Genomic DNA, 24,341 nt, shown 5'->3' with positions numbered 1-24,341 from the left:
GGTCAGGCCCGTTTCTTGAACAGTTCGCGGAATACCGGGTAGATGTCGGTCACCGCGGCGATGCGCTGCATCACGAAGTGGCCGGGGTGGGTGGTGGCCAGTTTCTCGTATTCGTGCCACAGGTTCTGCGGCTCGCCCTCGGTGACCTCGATGTAGGCGAAGTACTGGCAGGCCGGCAGGATGCTCTCGGCGAGCAGGTCGCGGCACTTCGGCGAATCGTCGTTCCAGTTGTCGCCGTCGGAGGCCTGCGCGCCGTAGATGTTCCAGTTGCCGCTGGCGTAGCGTTCGCGGATCACGTCCTTCATCATCTCCAGCGCCGACGAGACGACCGTGCCGCCGGTCTCGCGCGAGTTGAAGAACTCGTCCTCGTCGACTTCCTGCGCCGTCGTGTGGTGGCGGATGAAGACGACGTCGATCTTCTCGTAGTTGCGGTCGAGGAACAGGTAGAGCAGCATGAAGAAGCGCTTGGCGATGTTCTTCTTCTCCTCGTCCATCGAGCCGGAAACGTCCATCACGCAGAACATCACTGCCTGCGTCGTCGGCTGCGGGATGCGGATGCGGTTGCTGTAGCGCAGGTCGAACGAGTCGATGAACGGGATCGTCTCGATCTTCGCGCGCAGGCGTTCGATTTCGCGCTTCAGCGCCTCGACCTCGGGATCGCCGTCGCGCTGGGACAGCCGCAGCCGTTCCAGCGCCTCCTCCAGCTCGCGCAGCTTCGCTGCGTACGGGCCGCCGACGGCGATGCGGCGGCCGGCGGCGCCACGCATCGTGCGCCGCAGGTTGATGTTGGTCGGTACCCCGGTCGAGGTGAACCCGGCGCGCACGCGCTTGTATTCCTCGATCTTCGCCAGCTGCCGCTTGACCAGGTTGGGCAGGGCCAGCTCGTCGAAGAAGATGTCGAGGAACTCCTCGCGCGTCAGCGTGAAGGCGAACTCGTCCATGCCCTCGCCCTCGTTGCTCGCCGACCCCTTGCCCTGGCCGCGGCCACCGCCGAGCGGGCGGTCCACCTCGTCGCCGCTGGCAAAGCGGTCGTTGCCCGGGTGCACCTGTTCCCAGACGCCGCCGTGGCCGAGCGAAAACTGCGGTTCGGCGATGTCCTTGCCGGGGATGCTGACCTTCTCGCCGTTGTCGAGGTCGCGGATGCCGCGCTTCGAGATCGCGTCCGCCACCGCCTTCCTGATCTGCGACTTGAAGCGGCGGATGAAGCGGCTGCGGTTGATCGAGCTCTTGTGCTTGCTGTCGAACCGGCGGTCGATGATGCGGACGGTCATTGGGCCTCCCTTTGCTTGGCGGGGTTAGGGTCTAGGGACTAGGGGCTGGCAAATGCATTGTTCTTCCAGTCCCTAGCCTCTGGTCCCTAACCCCTGGCCCCTCAAGACGATTTCCTCACCCGCAGATACCATTCGCACAGCAGCCGGACCTGCTTCTCGGTGTAGCCTTTGCTGATCATGCGGTTGACGAAGTCCTGGTGCTTCTTCTGCTCGTCGGCGCTGGCCTTGGCGTTGAACGAGATCACCGGCAGCAGCTCCTCGGTGTTCGAGAACATCTTCTTCTCGATCACCGCACGCAGCTTCTCGTAGCTGGTCCAGGCCGGATTCTTGCCGTCGTGCTTGGCGCGCGCGCGCAGCACGAAGTTCACCACCTCGTTGCGGAAGTCCTTCGGGTTGCTGATGCCGGCCGGCTTCTCGATCTTCTCCAGCTCGTCGTTCAGTGCGCCGCGGTCGAGGATCTCACCGGTGTTCGGGTCGCGGAACTCCTGGTCCTGGATCCAGAAGTCGGCGTAGGTCACGTAGCGGTCGAAGATGTTCTGGCCGTACTCGCTGTACGACTCGAGGTAGGCGGTCTGGATCTCCTTGCCGATGAACTCGGCGTAGCGCGGCGACAGGTATTCCTTGATGAAGCGCCGGTACTTGTCCTCGACCTCGGGCGGGAACTGCTCCTGCTCGATCTGCTGCTCGAGTACGTACATCAGGTGCACCGGGTTGGCGGCGACCTCGCGGTGGTCGAAGTTGAACACCTTGGACAGGATCTTGAAGGCGAAGCGCGTCGACAGCCCGGTCATCCCCTCGTCGACGCCGGCGAAGTCGCGGTACTCCTGGTAGCTCTTGGCCTTCGGGTCGGTGTCCTTCAGGTTCTCGCCGTCGTAGACGCGCATCTTCGAGAACAGCGACGAGTTCTCCGGCTCCTTCAGCCGTGACAGCACCGAGAACTGCGCCATCATCCGCAGCGTGTCCGGTGCGCACGGCGCCTGCGACAGCGAGGAGTTGAACAAGAGCTTCTCGTAGATGTGCATCTCGTCGGTGACGCGCAGGCTGTACGGCACCTTGACGATGTAGATGCGGTCGAGGAAGGCCTCGTTGTTGCGGTTGTTCTTGAAGGTCTGCCACTCGGCCTCGTTCGAGTGCGCGAGGATCAGGCCGTCGAAGGGGATCGCGCCGAAGCCTTCGGTGCCCTTGTAGTTCTGCTCCTGCGTCGCGGTCAGCAGCGGGTGCAGGACCTTGATCGGCGCCTTGAACATTTCGACGAATTCGAGCACGCCGCGGTTGGCCAGGCATAGGCCGCCGGAGTAGCTGTAGCAGTCGGGGTCGTTCTGCGAGTAGGTTTCCAGCTTGCGGATGTCGACCTTGCCGACCAGCGAGGAGATGTCCTGGTTGTTCTCGTCGCCGGGTTCGGTCTTGGTCACCGCGATCTGCTGCAGCACCGACGGCCGGATCTTGACGACGCGGAACTTCGAGATGTCGCCGCCGAACTCGTGCAGGCGCTTCACCGCCCACGGGCTCATGATCGTCGACAGGTAGCGGCGCGGGATCCCGTAGTCCTCCTCGAGGATCGAGCCGTCCTCCTCGGGGTTGAACAGGCCGAGCGGCGACTCGTGCACCGGCGAGTCCTTGATCGCGTAGAACGGCACCTTCTCGATCAGCGCCTTCAGGCGCTCGGCGAGCGAGCTTTTGCCCCCGCCGACCGGGCCGAGCAGGTACAGCACCTGCTTCTTCTCCTCCAGCCCCTGCGCCGCGTGGCGGAAGTAGGAGACGATGTTCTCGATCACCTCCTCCATGCCGTAGAACTCGCGGAAGGCGGGGTAGAGCTTCATCATCTTGTTGGCGAAGATGCGCGACAGCCGGTGATCCATGCGGGTGTCGACCAGTTGCGGCTCGCCGATCGCCATCAGCATGCGTTCGGCGACGCTGGCGTAGGCGGTGGGATCCTTCCGGCACAGTTCCAGGTATTCCTGGACCGACATCTCCTCTTCCTGCGCCGCCTCGTAGCGGCTCTGGTAGCGGGCGAAAATCGACATGGTGCACCTCCTCTGATCGATCGGCAGCGTGTTGCTCGACTCTACTCCTTGGACAGGTCTCCGAGAGAAAGTTTAAAAAGCGTTTCGATGGTATTACGGATCGGCGTCCGTTTTGGTTGACGGTACTCTGAATTCGATGCCTTGCGCCAGCGGCAGTGTGCTTCCCCAGTTGATGGTCGAGGTCTGCCGGCGCATGTACGCCTTCCACGCATCCGACCCGGCCTCGCGGCCGCCGCCGGTCTCCTTCTCGCCGCCGAAGGCGCCGCCGACCTCGGCGCCCGAGGTGCCGAGGTTCACGTTGGCGATGCCGCAGTCGCTGCCGGCGGCGGCGACGAAGCGCTCGGCGTGGCGCAGGTCGTTGGTGAACAGCGCCGACGACAGCCCCTGCGGCACCGCGTTCTGCAGGCGGATCGCGTCGTCGATGCGGGCGAACGGCATCAGGTACAGCAGCGGCGCGAAGGTTTCGCGCTGCACCACCGGCCACCCGTTGTCGGCCCGCAGCAGTGTCGGCTCGACGTAGAAGCCGTGGCCGGGCAGCGCTTTGCCGCCGTGCAGCAATTCGCCGCCGGCGGCCTTGGCCTCGGCCACCGCGGCGACGAAGGCGCGCCGCGCCTCCTCGTCGATCAGCGGGCCGAGCAGCGTGTGCGGGTCGAGCGGGTCGCCGACGCGCAGCTGCCGCCAGGCGTGCAGCAGGCGCTCGACGGTCTCGTCCCAGCGCCGCTGGTGGATGAACAGCCGGCGCGTCGTCGTGCACCGCTGGCCGGCGGTGCCGACCGCGCCGAAGACGATCGCCGGCAGCGCCAGCTCGAGGTCGGCCGACTCGTCGACGATCACCGCGTTGTTGCCCGAGCACTCGAGCAGGCAGCGACCGAAGCGGGCGGCGACGAGCGGCGCGATCTTCTTGCCGACCGCCGACGAGCCGGTGAAGGAGACCAGCGGCACGCGGCCGTCGGCGGCCAGTCCGGCGACCGGCCAGGTCTCGTCGGACAGCAGCAGCGAGAAGACGCCGCCGGCGCCGTGCCGGGAGGCGACCTCGTCGGCGATGCGCTGCACCGCGATCGCCGTCAGCGGCGCCTTCGGGCTCGGTTTCCAGATCACCGTGTCGCCGCAGACGGCGGCGATCATCGCGTTCCACGCCCAGACTGCGGCCGGGAAGTTGAAGGCGGTGATCACCGCCACCGGCCCGAGCGGGTGCCACTGCTCGAACAGCCGGTGCTGCGGCCGCTCCGAGGCGAGCACGCTGCCTTCGAGGCGGCGCGACAGGCCGACCGCGAAGTCGGCGATGTCGATCATCTCCTGCACCTCGCCGTCGGCCTCGGCCTTGATCTTGCCGGTCTCGAGCGCGATCAGCGTGCCCAGGTCGTCCTTCCGGTCGCGCAGCGCGTCGGCGAGGTCGCGCACGAACAGGCCGCGGCGCGGCGCCGGCACCTCGCGCCAGTGACGGAAGACGCGGACGGCGGCGGCGACCGCCATCTCCAGGTCGTCCGGCATGGCGCGCTGCACCATCGTCAGCGGCTCGCCGACCGCCGGGTCGATCGACGCGAAGCCGCCGACGCCGGCGCGCCAGGAACCGTCGCCGAGCGCGGTCGCCGGGTTCAGTTCCTCGATGCCGAGGCGTTCGAGCAGGGTTTCGCTTTCGGTGCGGTGCGGCATGGCGTGTCGTTCCCCCTTCCTCCCGGTGCGCCGCGCTCAGGCGGCGCACGGCAATCGCGGCAGCGACTTGCCGGCGTCGGCGAAAACCTCGGCGATGCGGTCGAGGCCCCAGTCCAGTTCCTCGGCGCTGATCGTCAAGGGCGGCGCGATGCGCAGCACCGTGCCGTGCGTGTCCTTGGTCAGCACGCCGCGCTTGAGCAGCGCCTCGGCCAGCGCGCGCGCGTCGGTCAGCGCGGCGTCCACCTCGATGCCGGCGAACAGGCCGCGGCCGCGCACGGCGCGGATCAGCGGCGTGCCGGCGGCGATCGCGGCGAGCCGCGCCAGCAGCCGCCGGCCGAGCTCGGCCGAATGCTCGACCAGGCGCAGGTCGCCGAGCAGCTCCAGCGCCTCGGCGGCGACCGCAGCGGAGAGCGCGTTGCCGCCGAAGGTCGAGCCGTGGTCGCCGGGCGTGAATACCTGCATCACGCGCTCGTCGGCGAGGAAGGCGGAAACCGGCAGCAGGCCGCCGCCGAGCGCCTTGCCGAGGATCACGCCGTCGGCGCGGACGCCGTCGTGCTCGCTGGCGAGCAGGTAGCCGGTACGGCCGAGCCCGGTCTGCACCTCGTCGGCGATCAGCAGCACGTCGTGGCGGCGGCAGATGTCGGCGCAGGCGGCGAGGTAGCCGTCGGGCGGGATGATGATGCCGCCCTCGCCCTGGATCGGTTCGACCAGGAAGGCGGCGGTGTGCGGGGTGATCGCGGCGTCGAGCGCCGCCGCGTCGCCGTAGGGGATCAGCCGGAAGCCGGGGGCGAAGGGACCGAAGCCGTCGCGGTACTGGGCCTCCGACGAGAAGCCGACGATGGTCGTCGAGCGGCCGTGGAAGTTGCCGTGGCAGGCGATGATCTCGGCCCGGCCGTCGGCGATGCCCTTGACCTTGTGACCCCATTTGCGGGCTGCCTTGATCGCCGTCTCGACCGCCTCCAGCCCGGTGTTCACCGGCAGTGCGCGGGCGTAGCCGGTGATGTCGGTGAGGCGCTTGAGGAACAGCGGCAGGCGGTCGTTCGAGTAGGCGCGCGAGGTCACTGCCAGCCGTGCCGCCTGCGCCGACAGCGTCGCCACCAGGCGCGGCTGGGCGTGGCCGAAGCTGACCGCCGAGTAGGCCGACATCAGGTCGAGGTAGCGCGCCCCGTTCACGTCGCGCAGCCAGCAGCCTTCGCCCGATGCGAGCACCACCGGCAGCGGCGCGTAGTTGGCCGCGCCGCGCGTTTCTTCCCACTGTCGCAGCCCGGCGGCATCCGGGCGGCAGGCGGCTTCGAGCAGGTCGATCGCGGCACGTGCGGCGAGGCCGCCCGCGTCTCGCGCCGGGCAGTATTCGGCGATCTCGAAGGCGCGGCAGCGGCCGTCGCGGATCAGGCCGGCGAGCGCCGTTGCCAACTCGGCGACGGCGAGGCCGTCGGCCACCGGGGTGCTGACGCCGGGGGCCGCGCGCGGATCGAGCGCGTCGAGGTCGACGCTGATCCCGAACGGGCGGCTGTCGCCGGCGACGATCTGCAATGCCTCGGCGAACACCGTCGGCAGGCCGCGGCGGCGGATCTCGGCGATGCCGTACACCGGCACGCCGAAGGCGGCGAGTAGGCGCATCTCTTCAGGTTCGTAGCTGCGCACGCCGATCACCGCGACGCGTTGCGGATCGAGCGGCGGGCCGTCGACCGCACACATCTCCGGCGCGCCGGCGCCGAGCAGCGCGGCCAGCGGCATGCCGTGCGCGTTGTGCGTCGGGCTGCTGTCCGGGGTGTGGGCGTCGAGGTGGGCGTCGATCCAGATCAGGCCGGGCGCCTCGCCGAGCGCGCGACCGACCCCGCGCCACGTGCCGGCGGCGATGCTGTGGTCGCCGCCGAGGATGACCGGCACGCGGCCGCTGGCGAGGCTCGCCGCGACCTCGTGCGCGACCTGCTCGAGCAGCGCCGCCAGTGCCGGCAGGCGCGGCCCGGGCGGCGCCTCGATGCTGGTCCCCCAGCCGCCGTCGAGGCCGGCGCGCCGCGCGGCGGCGACGATACCCATCTCGCGCAGCGCGGCGGGGCCATCCTTGGGATCGGGAAGCGGCGCGCCAAGCGCACTGGCGACGCCGATGAAGCGCAGCATTGGATTGAGCGCGAGCACCTGGCTTGTGGCAGACATCGCAACCTCCCGTTCCGCGGGATCTCCGCTATCAATATAGACCGGCGGGCGGTTTTTTTGTTCAGGATGCCGCCGATGACGCCGGCGTGGCGACGTGATACGGCGCTACGGAACTGCATCGAACCCGCGTAACACAAGCATTTTCTGTTATTCCGGTTTATACGAAAGTCATATTGACCGAAGCTTCCCGGGACCTTAGAGTCATGCGTTCGCACGCTTCGCCATCACGACAAGAACAGGAATCCGCGAACACGGGAGGAGAACGGCGGGCTGCTGCTGCGCCGCGCCGCCGATCTCCCGCCGCCGCCACGGAGCCCCGCATACAAGGAGACCCGCCGAATGAACAAGAACACTGCCGTCGCGCTCGCCGCCGTGCCGCTCACGCTGGCCCTGGCCTACCCGGCGACGGCCTGGATCGTCGGCCAGCAGGTCGAGACGGCGATCGCGCAGAACTACCGCCTGCTCGACGACAACCCGTCAGTGAAGATCGTCAGCCGCGACTACCAGCGCGGCCTGTTTTCGGCCACCGAGACGCTGACCGTCGAGCTGCTCGGCAACGTCACGCAGGCGATCGCCCGGCAGCGGCAGGAGGCGATCGCCGCCAATCCCGGCGTCCAGCTGCCACCGGTGCGGCCGATCCTGCTGACCGTCCGTTCGCGGATCAAGCACGGCCCCTTCCCCGGGTTGCGCAGCTTCGCCGCGGCGAGCGTCGACAGCGAGTTGGTGCTCGCCGGCGAACTGCAGAAGCAGGTCGAGGGCGTGCTCGGCGACCAGAAACCGCTGCAGGTGCGCAGCGAATACCGCTTCGACGGCAGCGGCACGTCGACGCTCGCCAGCCCGGCGTTCTCGACGCACTGGCAGGCGAGCGAGGGGGCCGGGCACAACACGCTGGCCTGGGGCGGGCTCAGCATGCACGTCGACTTTGCACCGGGCATGCGCCGCTACAGCATTCGTGCCGAGGCGCCGAAGCTGGAGCTGAAGGGGAGCCGCGGCGGCCAGCTGACGCTGGCCGAGATGCGTCTGGAGGGCTCGCAGCAGCGCGTCTTCGACGACGATCCGCTGCTCTACTCCGGCGCGCAGCGGCTGACCGTGGCCCGCCTGGCCGTCGCCGCCGGCGAGTCGGGCGGCGAACCGGTCGAGGCGCGGCGGGTCAGCTACGAGGCGGAGATTCCGGTCAACGGCGAATTCATCGACCTGATCGGCCGCCTCGGCAGCGAGTCGCTGCGCATCGACGGCAAGGACTACGGGCCGGCGCATTACGATTTCTCGCTGCGTCACCTGCACGCGCGCACCGCCGCCGCGCTCTACCGCGAACTGCTGCGGCTGTCGTCGGACGCCGAGTTGCAGCTGGCGGCGCAGGCCGAACCGGCGCGGCTGTTCGCCCCGCTCGCCAAGCCGGCACTCGAGCTGCTCAAGCACGGCCCGGAGCTGAGCGTCGACCGCATCAGCTTCCGCAGCCCGCACGGCGACGCCGCGCTGGCCGCCCGCGTCCGCCTCAAGGACCTGCAGGCACAGGATGTGTCGAACCCGTTGCTGCTGCTCGCCAAGCTCGACGCCAGCGCCGACATCGCGCTGCCGGAAGGGCTGCTCGGCGAGGTCGCCGGGCCGGCGGCGGCGCCGGAGGGCGAGGCGGCGACCGGTGTGCTGGTCGATCCCGCCGCGCAGCGCGGCGCACTGCTGCGGCAGCGCGTCGCCGAACTGATGGCGCAGGGTTTCGTCGTGCGCGAGGGCAGCCTGTTGCGCTCGACGCTGGCGTTCAGCAACGGCCGGCTGACGGTGAACGGGCAGACCCTCGACCCGCTGGCGATCGGCGCGCCCGGCGCCGCTCAGCCGGCGCCTTCGACGAAGTAGTCGATGCGCCCGCGCGGCGCCAGGTATTCGACGACCGCCACCGGCAGCGCCGCCGGGCTGACCGCGCCGGCGATCTTCAGGTCGGTGTCGCGCAGGTCGAGCAGGATCGCCTCGGCGCGTGGCACGTCGGCGTCGTGCAGCATCAGCGTCGGCCGCAGCAGGTCGCGCGAATCGGCCTCGATGACCAGGCCGACGGCGCCGTTCGAGAGCTGCACGAAGCTGCCCGGCGGATAGACGCCGAGCGTCTTCACGAACAGCTGCAGCGCCTCCGGCTGGAAGCGCGCTGCCTCGTTCCGGAACAGCTGCCCGATCGCTTCCGCCGGCGTCTTCGCCTGCTTCAGGTCGAACGGGTTGCACAGGTTGTCGTAGCGGTTGGCGATCGCCACCAGCCGCGCCAGCTTCGGGATCTTGTCGCCGGCCAGCTTGTTGGGAAAGCCGCTGCCGTCGAAGTGCTCGTGGTGGCACGCGATCACGTTCCTGACCGCTAGCGGCAGGTCGCGCACGCCGGCCACCGCCTTGATCCCGTAGCCGACGTGGGCGCGGTAGAAGTCCTCCTCTGGCTGCGTCCGGCTGGCCGCACGCAGGATGCGCGGCGGCACCTCGGACTTGCCGACGTCGTGCAGCAGCGCGCCCAGCCCGAGCGCCTTCAGCTCCTCCTCGCCGAGCCCCATCGCCTTGCCGAGCAGCAGCGAGAGCACGGTCACGTTCATCGCGTGGAAGGCCGGCCCGGCGTCCTTGCTCTTGCTGTGCACCAGTTGGATGATGTCGTTCTCGGCGCCGATCAGGCCGCCGACGAGGCGCCCGACCAGGCTCCTCGCCTGCGGGTGCATGTCGTTCGGGCGGCCGGCGATCGATTTCAGGATCTCGCCGGCGGCCACCGCCTCCTTCTCGTACTCGCGCTCGCGCCGGGCGAACTGTTCGCGCCGCTGGCGGACGCGCGCGATGCGCGCCTTCTTCTCGTCGAGCATGCCGGACAGCGCGAGGCTGCCGAAATCCTCCTCGGCCGGCGCCGGCGCGGCGGCCGGCAGCGGCTGCGCGGTGCTGCGCGCCGGGTCCCAGGCGATCTCCTTCAGCCCCATCGCCTGCAGCGCCTGGATCTGCTTCTCGCTGGCGATGCGGAACTCGTTGAACATGAACGGATGGCGGATCCAGCCGACTTCGGCGAGCGAGATGAAGACGCCAGGCTGCAGGCGGTCGATCGGGGTTTTCGGCATGGGTTTCGGGGGTGTCGTCGGTGGCCGGGGTCAGAGCGGGCGGGTGACTTCCACCGTGCTCTCGTCGTCGGTAAGACTGACGACGAAGTCGAGAGATTCCATCAGGCCGAGCATCGGTTCGTTGTCGGCCAGCACCTGCCCGCGCAGCCGGCGCAGCCCCTGCACGCGGGCGGCGTCGATCAGGCAGCGCATCAGCCGCGAACCGAGTCCCTGGCCGGCCATCGCATCGGCGATCACCACCGCGAAGTCGCCGGTTTCGCCGTCGGGCAGCACCGCGTAGTGCGCCTCGCCGAGCAGGACGCTGCCGTCTTCGCGCTCGGCGCAGACCACCAGCGTCAGCTCGCGGCCGTAGTCGATCTGCGTGTAGCGGGCGAGCTGGTGGCGCGACAGCTCGCTGACCGTGTTGAAGAAGCGGAAATACTTGCTGCGCGACGACAGCCCGCGCACGAAGTCCTGCAGCGGCAGCGCGTCCTCCGGGCGGATCGGCCGGATCGTGCAGCGGCTGCCGTCCTTCAGCGTCCATTCGCCTTCGAGCTGCGCCGGGTAGGGGCAGATCGCCATGTGCCCGTAGCGGTCCTGGCCGCAGGCGGCAGGCAGCGGCTGGATGTCGATCGCCGCATCGACGGCGATGGCGCCGTCGGCGTCGGCGATCAGCGCGCCGATGTCGAGCGCGCGCACCCACGGCAGCTCGCTCGCCAGCTCGGAGACGCGCAGCAGGATCTCGCGCAGCGGCGCCTCGGCGACCGCCGCCTTGCCCTTCAGCGGGCCGAGCAACCGGGCGACGTAGGGGACGCCGAGCATCGCCCCGACCAGGCGCGGGTTCAGCGGCGGCAGGCCGATCGAGCGTGCGTTGTAGATCTCCGGCGCGATGCCGCCCTCGGACAGCGTGATCATCGGTCCGAACACCCGGTCCGGGCGGATCGCGATCGACAGCTGGCGGCCCTGCGGCTTGTGCACGTAGGGTTCGAGCAGCACCGGCGAACCGCCGCGGGCGGCGAGCTCGCGGAAGGCGAGCGCGACCTCGGGCGCCGAGCGCAGGTGCAGGCGGGTGTCGCCGGCGGTGGTTTTCATCGCCACCGGGTAGCCGAGATGGTTGGCGATATTGACCGCCTCGGTCGGCGTGTCGGCGGCGAGCGTCGGCGATACCGGGATGTGGAAGGCGGCGAGCACCGCCTTCGCCTCCGCCGGCGTCAGGCTGCGGCGGCCGGCGTCGAGCGCGTTCTCGACGATGCCGCGCGCGGCGCGCGTGTCCGGCGGCGAGTACGACGACAGCGCCGGCGGCGTCTCCAGCAGCAGTGCCTGGCCGTGCACCCAGTTCACCATGAAGGCGAAGGCGGCGACCGCGTTCTCCGGCGTGCGGAAGACCGGGAAGCGCGCGCGCGCGAAGGTGCCGCGCGGCGCCCGCGCCTCGACCTCGCCCAGCCAGCATGCGAGGACCGGCTTGTCGGCGCCGGCCGCGGCGGCGATGGTCGCCTCGGCCACCGCCTGCGGGTCGGCGATGCTGTTCGGCGTCAGCACCGCGAGCACGCCGTCGACCAGCGGGTCGGCGAGGCAGGCGGTGATCGCGGTGACGAATTTTGCCGGCGTCGCGTCGAAGCCGAGGTCGAGCGGGTTGCCGTCCGACCAGCTCAAGGGGTCGATGCCGCGCAGGCGCTCGCAGGTCGCCGGCGTCGGTTCGGCAAGCGCGATGCCCAGCTCGGCCGCCTGGTCGGCGGCCATCACCATCGGTCCGCCGCCGTTGGCGACGATCGCCAGCCGGTTGCCGCGCGGCTTCCGCGGCGTCGTCAGCGCCCGCGCCGCCGAGAACATGTCGCCGATCGCGCGCACGCGCAGCGCGCCGCAGCGGCGCAGCGCGGCGTCGAAGGCGTCGTCGCGGCCGACGCGGGCGCCGCTGTGCATCTCGGCGATGCGCGCCGAGCTCGGATAGTTGCCGGCCTTCACCGCGATCACCGGCTTCACCGCCGCCGCCGCACGCAGCGCACTGAGGAAGCCGCGCGCGTCGCGCAGGCCTTCGAGGTAGAGCAGGATGCCCTCGGTCTTCGGGTCGCCGGCGAGGTGGTCGAGGATCTCCGGCAGCTCGATGTCGGCCGATTCGCCCGGCGCGAAGATCGCCGAGAAGCCGAACTCGTCGTTCTGGTTCCAGTCGAGGATGTGCGAGCAGACCGCCGCCGATTGCGTCACCAGCGCCAGGTTGCCGGCCGGCACCGGCTTCGCCAGCGGCGAGACGTTGAGGCCGGCGTGCGGCAGGATGTAGCCGAAGGCCTTCGGTCCGAACAGGCGGATGCCGTGGCGCGCGGCGGCGGCGCGCAGGCGTGCCGCCGTGCCGGCGCTGCGCGCGTCGTCCTCGCGCAGGCCGGCGGCGTGGATCACCGCCGCGCGGATGCCGTGCCGCCCGCAGGCGTCGATGATCTCGGGAGTGCTGGCGGCGGGAGTGGCGATCACCGCCAGCGAGACCGGCTGCGGCGCCTCGTCCAGGCTATGCAGGCAGGGTGTGCCGTCGATTTCGGCATGGCGGTCGGAGATCAGGTGCAGGCGGCCGCGGTAGCCGCCGTCGCGCAGGTTGCGCACGAGGCCGTGGCCAAGCGTCCCGGGCTGCGGGCTGGCGCCGAAGACGGCGATCGAGCGCGGTTCGAGGAAGGGGTGCAGCGGGGTGCGACCGGTGGTCATGGCGGGTGGGCGGCGGGGGCCGCGCGTCAGGCGTCGACCGGCGTCTCCCCGCCGAGCTCGACCAGGGTCTCGATGGCGCCGACGACGTCGCCGGAGAGGTTGTGCAGCGGCGCCGCCATGAAGTGCAGCCATTGCCCGCCGGCGCCGAAGCTCGGGAAGAAGTCGCGTGCCTCGAAGGCGCCGGGCACCAGCTTCGACGGTCGCGCGTGGCCGGTGTAGCGCTCGCTGACCTCAGCCTCGCGGGCGCCGCGCACGATCATCTCGGCGAGCACGACGCGGCGCGTTTCGTACGGATAGAAGGCGCGCCAGACGTCGTCGCGGCCGATCATCTCGTCATGGCCGACGCCGGTCAGCGCCTCGCAGGCGCGGTTCCAGTGCGTGACGCGGCACTGCGCGTCGATGACGAAGGTGGCCACCGGGCTGCCGGCGACGATCTCGTTCAGCCGGCGCTCGGCCTCGCGCCGCGCGAGTTCGGCCTCCTTGCGCTCGCTGATGTCCTGCAGCGTCTCGACGCAGCCGACCACCTGGCCGTCGGCGTTGCGGATCGGCGCCGCCGAGAAGGCCAGCCAGCGGCCGCCGTCGCCGAAGTGCGGGAAGAAGTCCTCGGATTCCCAGGCGTCCGGGTTGTGCGGCGAGCGCCGGTAGCGGCCGCGGTAGAACTTCTCGAGCAGGCTCCGATCGCTGCCGTCGACGACCAGGTCGGCCATCACCGGCCGGTGCGCGGGGTAGAACGCGCGCCACTGCTGGTGCGTGCCGAGCACCTCGGCGGCGGGAATGCGGGAAATCCTCGCCAGCGCCTCGTTCCAGTAGACGACGACGTGGCTGCTGTCGATGACGAAGGTGGGCACCGGGCTGCCGTCGAGAATGCGTGCGGCGTCGATCAGCGCGGCGTCGGTCATGGCGGCCCTCCCCTGAGGCGGTTGTTTCGTCGAATCTTACCGCAAGGCGCTCCGCTCAGCGCACCTTGATCTCCGTCCACATCCGCGACAGCGTGCGCCGCAGCGTGGCGTCGAAGTCGCGCAGCATCTCCAGCCGGTGCATTTCCGTCGGCCCCGGAAAGATCGCCGGGTTGGCGGCGATGGCCGCGTCCAGGTAGGGCGTCGCCGCGGCGTTCGGATTGCCGGCCCCGATCAGGTTGGAGACGTCGGCGGCGTTGCGGCCGTCGAGCATGAAGTCGATGAAGGCGTGCGCCAGCTCGGGGTTGCGGCCGGACTTGTGGAGCACGAAGTTGTCGACCGCCAGCACCGCGCCCTCCTTCGGCGTCGCGAAGCCGATCGCGAACGGCCGCTTCGCGGCGAGGGCGTCCTGCTGCGCACGGAACATGTCGTTCGAGTAGCCGTGGGCGACCCAGATATTGCCGATTGCCAGGTCCTTGATGTAGGTGCTGTTGGAGAAGGTCGCCCAGTACGGCTTGGCGCGGATGATCAGGCGCTTCGCCGCGTCCCACTTGGCCGGGTCGGTGTCCTGCACCGAATGGCCGAGGTAGCGCATCGCCGCCGCCATCAGCTCGCGCTGGCTGTTGAGCACGGTGATGCGACCCCTGATCTTCGCCAGGTGTCGCGGCTCGAAGATCAGCGCCCAGGTATCGGTCGGCAGGCCGAGCTCGGCCAGCTTCGTCGCGTTGTAGCCGATGAGCGTGATCGAGGTCGCGTAGGGGACCGCGTAGCGGTTGCCAGGGTCGTACCAGGCGTCGAGGAATTCGCGCTTGAGGTTGGCGAAGTGCGGCAGCCGCGCCTTGTCGAGCGGGCGCAGCGCGTCGCGGCGGAGGAGCGCCTCGACCGCGTTGCCGGTCGGCACCAGCAGGTCGTAGCCGGTTGCGCCGGCCTCCAGCTTGGCCAGCATCTCCTCGTTGTCCGAGTAGTAGTCCTGCTTCACGCGGCAGCGGCAGTGCGCCTCGAAGCGCGCCAGCGTCTCGTCGCTGATGTAGTTGTTCCAGTTGTAGAGGTACAGCGTCGGTTCGGCGGCGAAGGCCGGGCCGAGCAGCAGCGCGGCGAGCAGCGCGGCGAACCCCCTCATGATTTCGCCTTCAGCAGGTCCGGCGCCAGCCGCGAGGCGAGCGCGATCATCGTCAGCGTCAGCGCCATCAGCAGCGTCGACACCGCGTTCACCTCGGGCGTCACCGCCACCTTGATCATCGAATAGATCTGCAGCGGCAGCGTGGTGACGCCGACGCCGGCGACGAAGAAGGTGATCACGAAGTCGTCGATCGACAGCGTGAAGCTCATCAGGTAGCCGGCGACGACGCTGGGCAGGATCAGCGGCAGCGTGATGCGGCGGAAGGTCTGCCACGGCGTTGCGCCGAGATCGCGGGCGGCCTCGAAGATGCTCTCGTCCATGCCGGCCAGCCGCGCGCGGACGACGATGGCGACGAAGCCGATGGAGAAGGTGATGTGCGCGACGAGGATCGAGAAGAAACCGAGCGTGAGGTCGAGCACCTGGCGGAAGAACAGCAGCAGCGAGACGCCGAGCAGGATTTCCGGCATCGCCACCGGCGTCAGCACGAGGACGGGCAGGAGGCGGGTGAGTCCGCTCGGCCAGCGGTGCATGGCGATGCCGGCCATCGTCCCGAGCAGCGTCGCGGCGGCCGCCGACAGCACGGCGATCAGCAGCGAGTTGCCGGCGGCGCGCAGCATCTCGTCGTCGGCGAAGAGCTTCGCGTACCAGCGCGTGGTGAAGCCGACCCATTCGGCGTTCAGCGCCGAGTCGTTGAACGAGAAGAGGACGACCACCGCCAGCGGCACGTAGAGGAAGGCATAGACGGCGAGCGCGGCCGCCCACAGCCAGCGTCCGCGCTTCACGACGCCCTCCCGCGCAGGCGGCCGGCGCGCGCGGCGAACGCCGCCAGCGCCAGCACGGCGATGGTGAGCAGGATCGACAGCGTCGACCCGAGCGGCCAGTCGCGGTTGTCGAGGAACTGCTCCTTGATCAGGTTGCCGACCAGCAGGTCGCCGGTGCCGCCGAGCAGCTCGGGAACGGCGAACATGCCGAGCACCGGGATGAAGACCAGCGCCGCGCCGGACCAGATGCCGGGCAGCGACAGCGGGAAGGTGATCCGCCAGAAGCGCGTCCAGGCGCCGGCGCCGAGGTCCTGCGCCGCCTCGAGCAGCGCCGGGTCGTGCTTCTCGAGGTTGGTGTACAGCGGCAGGATCATGAACGGCAGGTGCACATAGACCATGCCGACGATCACCGCGACCGGCGAGTACAGCAGTCCGGCCGGGCCGAGCAGCATGATCCAGGCGTAGACGCGGATCAGGAAGTTGCTGGCGAAGGGCAGGATCACCAGCAGCACCAGCAGGTCGCGCCGCTTCCGCGGGCTGCGCGCGATGAGCAGCGCCAGCGGGTAGGCGAGCAGCAGGCAGAGCAGCGTGCTGGCGCCGGCGACGGCGAAGGAGCGCAGGAAGATCTCGGCGTAGATCAGGTCTCCGGCGAAGAAGCGGTAGGTCTCCAGCGTCAGCTGCGGCCGGCCGTCGACGAGCAGCGGTGCCAGCCCGCCGAACTCGCCGGGCTGGCGGAACGAGGCGGCGACCATGATCAGCGACGGCAGCAGGAAGAAGACGATCAGGAACAGCGCGGGCGGCAGGCAGACCGCCCATTTCGTCGCCCGGTCGGCGCGCGCGCGGGGGTCAGCCCGGCAGGTAGATTCCGGCATCGTGGCGCCAGCAGACGCTGACCGCGTCGCCGACCTCGTGGAACTTGGCGCGTCCGGGCGCGGCGTTGGCCTGCAGCGCCTCGATCACCGCCCCGTCGCCGTCGGCGCCCATCGCCACCTTGTAGACGGTGACGTCGCCGAGGTAGAGATAGCTGCGTACGCGGCCGGGGAAGTGGTTCTTCAGCTCGGCCGCCGCCTTTGCGCTGACGACGCGGATCTGCTCCGGGCGCAGCGCGAAGGCTCCCGGCGCGCCGGGCCGCGCGTCCGCCGCCGGCGGTGCGTGGATGTCGCCGATGCCGGGCGCGGCGAGCAGCAGGTGGTGCGTCCCGGCTTCCTTGACCGCGACGTCGATCAGGTTGATGGTGCCGATGAAGTCGGCGACGAAGCGGTTCTTCGGGAAGCCATAGAGCTGTTCGGGAATGTCGACCTGCTCGACGCGGCCGGCGTTCATCACCGCGATGCGGTGCGACAGCGCCAGCGCCTCCTGCTGCGAGTGCGTGACGAAGACGAAGGTGATGCCGACCTCGCGCTGCAGCGCGATCAGCTCGCGCTCCATCTGCTCGCGCAGCTTGGCGTCGAGCGCGCCGAGCGGTTCGTCGAGCAGCAACAGGCGCGGCCGGTTGATCAGCCCGCGCGCCAGCGCGACGCGCTGCTTCTGGCCGCCGGAGAGCTCGTGCGGGTAGTGCCCGGCCTTGTCGGCGAGGTGCACCAGTTCGAGGGTTTCCTTGAGCCGGCGGCGGCTTTCGTCGCCCGGCGTAGCGGCCATCTGCAACGGGAAGACGACGTTCTCGGCGACCGTCATGTGCGGGAACAACGCGTAGCTCTGGAACACCGTATGCACCGGCCGCCGCTCGGGCGGGATGCCGGCCAGCGGCCGGCCGTCGAGAAACAATTCACCCTCGTCCGGCTCGTCGAAGCCGGCGATCATGCGCAGCAGCGTCGTCTTGCCGCAGCCGGAAGGGCCGAGCAGCGTGAAGAACTCGCCGGCCTCGATGGTCAGCGAGACGTCGTCGACGGCCTTCAGTTCACCGAAGCGGCGCGTGACGTTGCGGATGTCGAGGATCGTCATGGCTGCTCTCAGTGTAGATCAGCCCGACGTCATCCGTCAGCGCTCGTGGTGGTGCGGCGGCGTCGCGACGTGGTGGGTTTCCGACGCGGCGTGATGGTGCAGCGCGGCGTGCACGTCGGCCGCCGGCGCGCCCTTGCCGACCCACTGCGGCAGCAGCGAGCCGGCGATCATGCCGAGCATCGAGACGCCGAGGCCGATCAGCTGCGGCGGCACCGGGCTGCCCTCGCCGACGAGCAGCTCGACCAGCAGCCAGGCGCCGATGCCGCCGAAGATCGCGGCCAGCGCACCCTGCGTCGTCGCGCGTTTCCAGAAGGCGCCGAAGAACAGCGGCACGAAGGCGCCGGCGAGCGTGATCTTGTACGCCGACTCGACCATGTGGAAGATCGACAGCTCGGAGTTGAGCGCGTAGGCGAGCACGCACAGCGCGAAGACGAGGATGGTGACGCGCATCACGCGCAGGAAGTGGTGGTCGCTCATGCCCGGGAAGAAGCCGCGCACGATGTTCTCGGCGAACGACACCGGCGGCGCCAGCAGCGTCGCCGCCGAGCAGCTCATGATCGCCGAGATCACCGCGCCGAAGAAGATCACCTGCGCCAAGAGCGGCGTGTGCTGCATCACCAGCGTCGGCAGCACGCGCTGCGAATCCTCGGCGATCAGCGTGTTGAACAGCTCGGGGTCGATCAGCGTCGCCGAGTAGGCGATGAACATCGGCACGAAGCAGAAGAAAAAGTAGATCGAGCCGCCGAGCAGCGAGCCGGCGATCGCCACCTTCGGGCTCTTCGCCGAGGTGATGCGCTGGAAGACGTCCTGCTGCGGGATCGAGCCGAGCATCATCGTCACCCAGGCGCCGAGGAAGGTCAGCCACAGCCACGGGTCGGCCGGCGGGAAGAAGTCGAGCTTGCCGGCGGCGGCCGCGTGCTCGACCACCGGCGCGACGCCGCCGGTCATGTCGGCGACGACCGAGGCGATGTAGAGCAGGCCGGCGATGATCACGCCCATCTGCACGAAGTCGAGGATGGCGACCGAGAGCATGCCGCCGAAGGTGGTGTAGGTGAGCACGATCGCGGCGCCGAGGACCATGCCCATTTCCTGGCTGACCGCGCCGTCGGTGACGAAGTTGAAGATCAGCCCGAGCGCCTTGATCTGCGCCGACACCCAGCCGAGGTAGGAGATCACGATGGCGAGCGTCGTCAGCACCTCGACGGTGCGGTTGTAGCGCATCCGGTAGTAGTCGCCGAGGGTCAGGATGTTCAGCCGGTACAGCTTGGTGGCGAAGAAGAAACCGGCGATGATCAGGCACAGCGACGAGCCGAAGGGGTCGGCGACGACGCCGCCGAGACCTTCCTTGACGAAGGTGGCGGAGACGCCGAAGATCGCCTCGGCGCCGAACCAGGTAGCGAAGACCGTGGCCATCACCACCGGCGTCGGCAGGTGGCGGCCGGCGACCGCGAAGTCCTTGGCGTTGTGCACGCGCGTCGCGGCGTAGAGGCCGATGCCGATCGACACCATCAGATAGATCACTACGAACCAGATCAGCATGGTCTGGCGTTCCCCCATGAATGCCCGGAGGCACCCCGGCGGCCCCCTTTCGAACGGGGGCGATTATATGCGACAAGTCACTGGTTCTTGACGCTTTTTTCCGCACCCCGATGGTGCGCCGGCAGCCTCAGGCCTTGCGTACGACGAGGCTGCCGATCGAGTAGCCGGCGCCGAACGAGCAGATCACGCCGACGTCGCCGCGCGCGAGGTCGGCGCGATGGCGGTGGAAGGCGATGATCGAGCCGGCCGACGCGGTATTGGCGAACTCGTCGAGGATCACCGGCGCCTCGTCGGCGGACGCCTCGTGCCCGAGCAGGCGCTTGCCGATCAGCTGGTTCATCGCCAGGTTGGCCTGGTGCAGCCAGTAGCGGCGGATACCGGTCGTTTCGAAGCCGAGCGAAGCGACATGGCCGGCGATGTGCTCGGCGGCCATCGGGCAGACCTCCTTGAACACCTTGCGCCCTTCCTGGCGGAACAGCTGGTCGCGCTCGGCCGGGTCGCGGTCCTCGCAGCGCGAGAGGAAGCCGGCGTTGTTGCGGATGGCGTTCGAGAAGCGGGTCGCGAGCCGGGTGCCGAGCACTTCCCAGCGGTCGGCCGCGCTCGCCGCGTCGGCGCGCTCGACGACGATCGCCGTGCACACGTCGCCGAAGATGAAGTGGCAGTCGCGGTCCTGCCACGCGAGGTGGGCCGAGCAGATCTCGGGATCGACGACCAGCGCGGCGCGCGCGGTGCCGGTCTTCACTGCGTTGATCGCCTGCTCCAGCCCGAAGGTCGCCGACGAGCAGGCGACGTTCATGTCGAAGGCGTAGCCGCCGGCGCCGAGCGCGTCCTGGATCTCGACCGCCAGCGCCGGGTACGGGCGCTGCATGTTCGACGCGGCGCAGATTACCAGGTCGATGTCCGCCGCCGTGCGGCCGGCGCTGGCGAGCGCCTGCTGCGCCGCCGCCACCGCGATCTCGGCCTGCAGCGAGAGCTGGTCGTCCGGGCGCGGGTCGAATTTCGGGCGCAGCCGTGCCGGGTCGAGCACGCCGGCCTTGTCGACGACGTAGCGGCGCTTGATGCCGGACGCTTTCTCGATGAACTCGGCCGACGATTCGGGCACCGCGGCGACGGTGCCGGCGGCGATCGCGTCGGCGTGCTCGGCGTTGAAGCGCTGTGCGTACGCGTTGAAGGCGGCGACGAGCTCGTCGTTGCCGATGACGTTGGGCGCGACCCACAGGCCGGTGCCGCTGATGACGACGTTGTGCATATCAAACGACCGTTTAAATTGTGTGGCGGCGAAGATAGCACAGGCACCGCCCGCCGGCGACCCCGGCGGCGGACGGGGGCGTCAGCCCGCCGACGCCAGCGCCCGGCGCAGGCGCTCGGCGTAGCCTTCGAGCAGCTCGCGCGGCGGGTCCTTGCGCGGCCAGGCGAGGCCGACGCCGTCGCCGGCATGGCGCGGCACGACGTGCAGGTGGAAATGGAAGACGGTCTGCTCGCCCTCCCTGCCGTTGGCCTGCAGCAGCGTGATTCCGGGCGGGTCGAAGGCGGCGGCGACGGCCTGCGCGACGCGCTGCGCGGTGCGCATCGCGGCGGCGGCCTCGTCCGGCGTCAGATCGAGCAGCGTCGCCGCGTGGCGCTTGACGGCGACCAAGGTGTGGCCGGGGTTGAGCTGGCCGAGGTCCATGAAGGCGATCGTCTGTTCGTCCTCGTAGACGCGCGAGGCGGGGATTTCGCCGGCGACCAGCCGGCAGAAGATGCACTGGCCGGGCGCGGCGGGAACGGTCGACAGCGGCATGGCAGCACCTCGCAAGGGCAGGGGAGGCCCGCAGTCTGGCGCCGGCGGCGGCCGATTACAAGTAGGGCAGCGCCAGCGCCGTGGCGAGCAGCGCGGCGATCGCCGCCAGCAGCCAGTTCTGCCGGCGCTGGCCGGCGGCGATTTCGGCCAAGAGCGGCGACAGGTCGGCCGCCGGCGGGCGCGACAGCGCCTGATGCACCAACCGCGGCAGTTGCGGCAGCGTGCGCGCCCAGTTCGGCGCCTCGGCGGCGAGGTTCCTCTTCACGCCGCGCCAGCCGAGCTGCTCGCTCATCCAGCGCTCGAGGAAGGGCTTCGCGGTCTTCCACAGGTCGAGGTCGGGGTCGAGCTGGCGGCCGAGGCCCTCGATGTTCAACAGCGTCTTCTGCAGCATCACCAGCTGCGGCTGGATCTCGACGTTGAAGCGGCGCGAGGTCTGGAACAGGCGTAGCAGCACCTTGCCGAACGAGATTTCCTTCAGCGGCCGGTCGAAGATCGGCTCGCAGACGGCGCGGATCGCCGCCTCGAACTCGTCGACGCGGGTGTCCGCCGGCGCCCAGCCGGCCTCGACGTGCGCCTGCGCGACGCGCTTGTAGTCGCGCTGGAAGAAGGCGAGGAAGTTCTGCGCCAGGTAGTTCTTGTCGGTGTCGGTCAGCGTGCCGACGATGCCGAAGTCGAGCGCGATGTAGCGGCCGTGCTTCTCGCCCTCGGTGGCGACGAAGATGTTGCCGGGGTGCATGTCGGCGTGGAAGAAGCCATCGCGGAAGACCTGCGTGAAGAAGATTTCGACGCCGGCCCGCGACAGCGCCTTCAGGTCGACGCCGGCGGCGACCAGCGCGTCGCGGTGGCTGATCGGGATGCCGCGCATGCGCTCCATGACCATTACCGACGCGGTGCACCAGTCCCAGTAGACTTCCGGAACGACAAGCAGCGTCGAGCCCTCGAAGTTGCGCCTGAGCTGCGAACAGTTCGACGCCTCGCGCATCAGGTCGAGCTCGTCGCGCAGGTACTTGGCGAACTCGGCGACGACCTCGCGCGGCTTCAGCCGCTTGCCGTCCGACCAGACCTTCTCGACCAGACCGGCGAGCGTGTCCATCAGCGCCAGGTCGTGCTCGATGACGCCCTGCATGTTCGGGCGCAGGATTTTCACCGCGACGTCGCGGCCGTCGGGCAGCCGCGCGAGGTGCACCTGCGCCACCGAGGCGCTGGCCACCGGCTCGGCGCTGAATTCGGCGAAGACTTCGGACGCCGGCTTGCCGTAGGCCTTCTCGACCTCGGCCAGCGCCTGCGCCGACGAGAACGGCGGCACGCGGTCCTGCAGCTTGGCGAGTTCGTCGGCGATGTCCGGCGGCAGCAGGTCGCGGCGCGTCGACAGCACCTGCCCGAACTTGACGAAGATCGGCCCCAGCGCCTCCAGCGCCTTCCGCAGGCGAACCGCCTCCGGCTCGTCGAAGCGGCGCCAGAAATGTAATGCGCGCGAAATCGCCGCCAGCCGGCCGGAAGGTTCGTGTTCGAGCAGCATCTCGTCCAGCCCGTAGCGGCTGGAGACGGCGAGGATCTTGGCGAGGCGGAAGAGGCGCAAGGTGGGTGCGGCGCCGGAAAACGGCGAAAAATGCAGGAAAACCGCGAATTTACACGGATTCGCCGGGTCCCGGAAGCGCGTATAATCGCCGCTTTGGCAATTTTCCCCGGCTTCATGACTCAGGATCTCCGCACCCATATCGCCGCGCTGCTGAAGGCGGCGCTGCAGAGCGTCGCGCCCGACGCCGCCGACACGGCCATCGTTCTCGACCGCCCGAAACAGGCGTCGCACGGCGACTTTGCCAGCAATCTCGCGCTGCAGATCGCCAAGGCGATGAAGCGCTCGCCGCGCGACGTCGCGCAGCTGCTCGTTTCCGAACTGCCGGCCTCGCCCTGGGTCGAGAAGACCGAGATCGCCGGCCCTGGCTTCATCAACTTCACGCTGAAGCCCGCCGCCAAGCTGAAGGTGGTCGGCGACGTGCTCGCCGCCGGCGCCGATTACGGCCGCTCGACGGCCGGCGGCAAGCAGAAGATCCAGGTCGAGTTCGTCTCCGCCAACCCGACCGGCCCGCTGCACGTCGGCCACGGCCGCGGCGCCGCCTACGGCGCCTCGCTGTCCAGCCTGCTCGCCTTCGCCGGCTGGGACGTGACGCGCGAATACTACGTGAACGACGCCGGCCGGCAGATGGACATCCTCGGCCTGTCGACCTGGCTGCGCTACCTGGAGCTGCACAACGAGCACCTGCCGTTCCCGCCGAACGCCTACCAGGGCGACTACGTGCGCGGCATGGCCAAGCAGATGCAGCTGGCGCACCGCGACAAGTACGTGAAGAAGGCCGCCGACGTGCTCGCCAACACCCCCGGCCTGCCGGACGCCGCGCGCGCCGACGACGAGGCGAAGAACCAGCGCGAGCTGCATCTCGACGCGCTGATCGCCAACGCCAAGACGCTGCTCGGCGAGGACTGGGCCTACGTGCATAACCACGCGCTGACCGAGCAGCTCGCCGACTGCCGCGACGACCTCGAGGAGTTCGGCGTGCACTTCGAGGTCTGGTTCTCGGAGAAGGCGCTCTACGACACCGGGCTCGTCGCCCGCTGCATCGAGCGCATGGAGAAGGCCGGCCACATCTACCTGCAGGACGGCGCCAAGTGGTTCCGCTCGACCGCCTTCGGCGACGAGAAGGACCGCGTCGTGCAGCGCGAGAACGGCCTCTACACCTATTTCGCGTCGGACATCGCCTACCACCTGAACAAGTTCGAGCGCGGCTTCGACAAGGTCATCAACATCTGGGGCGCCGACCACCACGGCTACATCCCGCGCGTCACCGGCGCGCTGCAGGCGCTCGACCTCGACGCGGCCAAGCTGCACGTGGCGCTGGTCCAGTTCGCGGTGCTCTACCGCAACGGCCAGAAGGCCTCGATGTCGACCCGCTCGGGCGAGTTCGTGACGCTGCGCGACCTGCGCCGCGAGGTCGGCAACGACGCCTGCCGCTTCTTCTACGTGCTCAGGAAGTCCGACCAGCACCTCGACTTCGACCTCGACCTCGCCAAGAGCCAGTCGAACGAAAACCCGGTCTACTACATCCAATATGCGCACGCCCGCATCTGCTCGGTGCTGAACGCCTGGACCGAGGCCGGCGGCAACGAGGCCGAGCTGGCCAAGGCCGACCTCGGCCGCCTCGACAGCCCGCGCGAGCTGGCGCTCGCCGCCAAGCTGGCCGAGTTCCGGGAAGTGATCGAGGCCGCCGCCGCCGACCTGGCGCCGCACAGCATCGCCTTCTACCTGAAGGACCTCGCCGCCGAGTTCCACAGCTGGTACAACGCCGAGCGCATGCTGGTCGACGATGCCGCGCTGAAGGATGCGCGCGTCGCGCTCGCTGCCGCCGTCCGCCGGACGATCAGGAACGGCATGGCGATCCTCGGCGTCTCGTGCCCGGAATCGATGTAAG

The 24,341-nt window shown here is 69.5% G+C and carries 17 protein-coding genes; 2 read left to right on the top strand and 15 right to left on the bottom strand.

Features of this window, described 5'->3' with window-relative positions:
• Positions 1-2: 2 nt before the first annotated feature.
• The 4 genes from IWH25_RS02655 to rocD form a co-directional block, all read right to left on the bottom strand.
• Positions 3-1,271 carry a YeaH/YhbH family protein gene (locus IWH25_RS02655; RefSeq protein ID WP_203387815.1) on the bottom strand — a complete coding sequence of 423 codons (1,269 nt, stop codon included), beginning with the start codon at positions 1,269-1,271 and terminating at the stop codon, positions 3-5.
• 101 nt (positions 1,272-1,372) lie between these two features.
• Positions 1,373-3,295 (bottom strand): PrkA family serine protein kinase, encoded by a 1,923-nt coding sequence (locus IWH25_RS02650; protein ID WP_203387814.1) that lies wholly within the window; start codon positions 3,293-3,295, stop codon positions 1,373-1,375.
• Positions 3,296-3,388: 93 nt separating this feature from the next.
• Complete coding sequence (locus IWH25_RS02645; protein WP_203387813.1) at positions 3,389-4,948, bottom strand: aldehyde dehydrogenase family protein; 1,560 nt, start codon at positions 4,946-4,948, stop codon at positions 3,389-3,391.
• Between the two features lie 36 nt (positions 4,949-4,984).
• The gene (gene rocD, locus IWH25_RS19175; RefSeq protein ID WP_275403832.1) at positions 4,985-7,105 is read right to left on the bottom strand and encodes an ornithine--oxo-acid transaminase; all 2,121 of its coding nucleotides are present in this window, start codon (positions 7,103-7,105) and stop codon (positions 4,985-4,987) included.
• A 339-nt stretch (positions 7,106-7,444) separates the two neighbouring features.
• Here rocD and IWH25_RS02635 point away from each other — a divergent pair, with 339 nt between their 5' ends.
• Positions 7,445-8,956, top strand: coding sequence for a YdgA family protein (locus IWH25_RS02635; RefSeq protein WP_203387812.1), 1,512 nt, complete (start codon positions 7,445-7,447; stop codon positions 8,954-8,956).
• Here IWH25_RS02635 and IWH25_RS02630 read toward each other — a convergent pair.
• The 11 genes from IWH25_RS02630 to ubiB form a co-directional block, all read right to left on the bottom strand.
• Positions 8,932-10,170, bottom strand: a complete 1,239-nt coding sequence (locus IWH25_RS02630) for an HD-GYP domain-containing protein (RefSeq protein ID WP_203387811.1) — start codon at positions 10,168-10,170, stop codon at positions 8,932-8,934. The genes IWH25_RS02635 and IWH25_RS02630 overlap by 25 nt on opposite strands.
• A 30-nt stretch (positions 10,171-10,200) precedes the next feature.
• Positions 10,201-12,837 carry a bifunctional acetate--CoA ligase family protein/GNAT family N-acetyltransferase gene (locus tag IWH25_RS02625; protein ID WP_203387810.1) on the bottom strand — a complete coding sequence of 879 codons (2,637 nt, stop codon included), beginning with the start codon at positions 12,835-12,837 and terminating at the stop codon, positions 10,201-10,203.
• A 26-nt stretch (positions 12,838-12,863) separates the two neighbouring features.
• Complete coding sequence (locus tag IWH25_RS02620; protein WP_203387809.1) at positions 12,864-13,736, bottom strand: PAS domain-containing protein; 873 nt, start codon at positions 13,734-13,736, stop codon at positions 12,864-12,866.
• Between the two features lie 55 nt (positions 13,737-13,791).
• Positions 13,792-14,853 carry a polyamine ABC transporter substrate-binding protein gene (locus tag IWH25_RS02615; RefSeq protein WP_203387808.1) on the bottom strand — a complete coding sequence of 354 codons (1,062 nt, stop codon included), beginning with the start codon at positions 14,851-14,853 and terminating at the stop codon, positions 13,792-13,794.
• Complete coding sequence (locus IWH25_RS02610; protein WP_203387807.1) at positions 14,850-15,635, bottom strand: ABC transporter permease; 786 nt, start codon at positions 15,633-15,635, stop codon at positions 14,850-14,852. The genes IWH25_RS02615 and IWH25_RS02610 overlap by 4 nt, the downstream gene beginning before the upstream one ends.
• Positions 15,632-16,486 carry an ABC transporter permease gene (locus tag IWH25_RS02605; protein ID WP_203387806.1) on the bottom strand — a complete coding sequence of 285 codons (855 nt, stop codon included), beginning with the start codon at positions 16,484-16,486 and terminating at the stop codon, positions 15,632-15,634. Before IWH25_RS02605 ends, IWH25_RS02610 begins: the two co-directional genes overlap by 4 nt.
• A complete protein-coding gene (locus IWH25_RS02600) occupies positions 16,461-17,555 on the bottom strand; it encodes an ABC transporter ATP-binding protein (protein ID WP_203387805.1) in 1,095 nt (364 codons plus the stop codon). The genes IWH25_RS02605 and IWH25_RS02600 overlap by 26 nt, the downstream gene beginning before the upstream one ends.
• Before the next feature lie 36 nt (positions 17,556-17,591).
• On the bottom strand, positions 17,592-19,094 hold the full coding sequence (locus IWH25_RS02595) for a high affinity choline transporter 1 (RefSeq protein WP_203387804.1): 1,503 nt from the start codon (positions 19,092-19,094) through the stop codon (positions 17,592-17,594).
• Between the two features lie 127 nt (positions 19,095-19,221).
• Entirely contained in the window at positions 19,222-20,343 is a 1,122-nt protein-coding gene (locus tag IWH25_RS02590) for a beta-ketoacyl-ACP synthase III (protein WP_203387803.1), read from the bottom strand.
• Positions 20,344-20,424: 81 nt separating this feature from the next.
• Complete coding sequence (locus IWH25_RS02585) at positions 20,425-20,874, bottom strand: HIT family protein (RefSeq protein ID WP_203387802.1); 450 nt, start codon at positions 20,872-20,874, stop codon at positions 20,425-20,427.
• A gap of 55 nt (positions 20,875-20,929) precedes the next feature.
• Positions 20,930-22,453 (bottom strand): ubiquinone biosynthesis regulatory protein kinase UbiB, encoded by a 1,524-nt coding sequence (gene ubiB, locus IWH25_RS02580; protein ID WP_203387801.1) that lies wholly within the window; start codon positions 22,451-22,453, stop codon positions 20,930-20,932.
• Positions 22,454-22,567: 114 nt separating this feature from the next.
• Between ubiB and argS the strand changes: the two genes are divergently transcribed.
• On the top strand, positions 22,568-24,340 hold the full coding sequence (gene argS, locus IWH25_RS02575; RefSeq protein WP_203387800.1) for an arginine--tRNA ligase: 1,773 nt from the start codon (positions 22,568-22,570) through the stop codon (positions 24,338-24,340).
• The last annotated feature ends 1 nt before the right edge of the window (position 24,341 follow it).

Source organism: Azospira restricta, assembly GCF_016858125.1.
GTDB lineage: Bacteria > Pseudomonadota > Gammaproteobacteria > Burkholderiales > Rhodocyclaceae > Proximibacter > Proximibacter restrictus.
The sequence above is the reverse complement of the archived record's forward strand: the minus strand, read 5'-3'. Positions and strand labels throughout refer to the sequence as shown.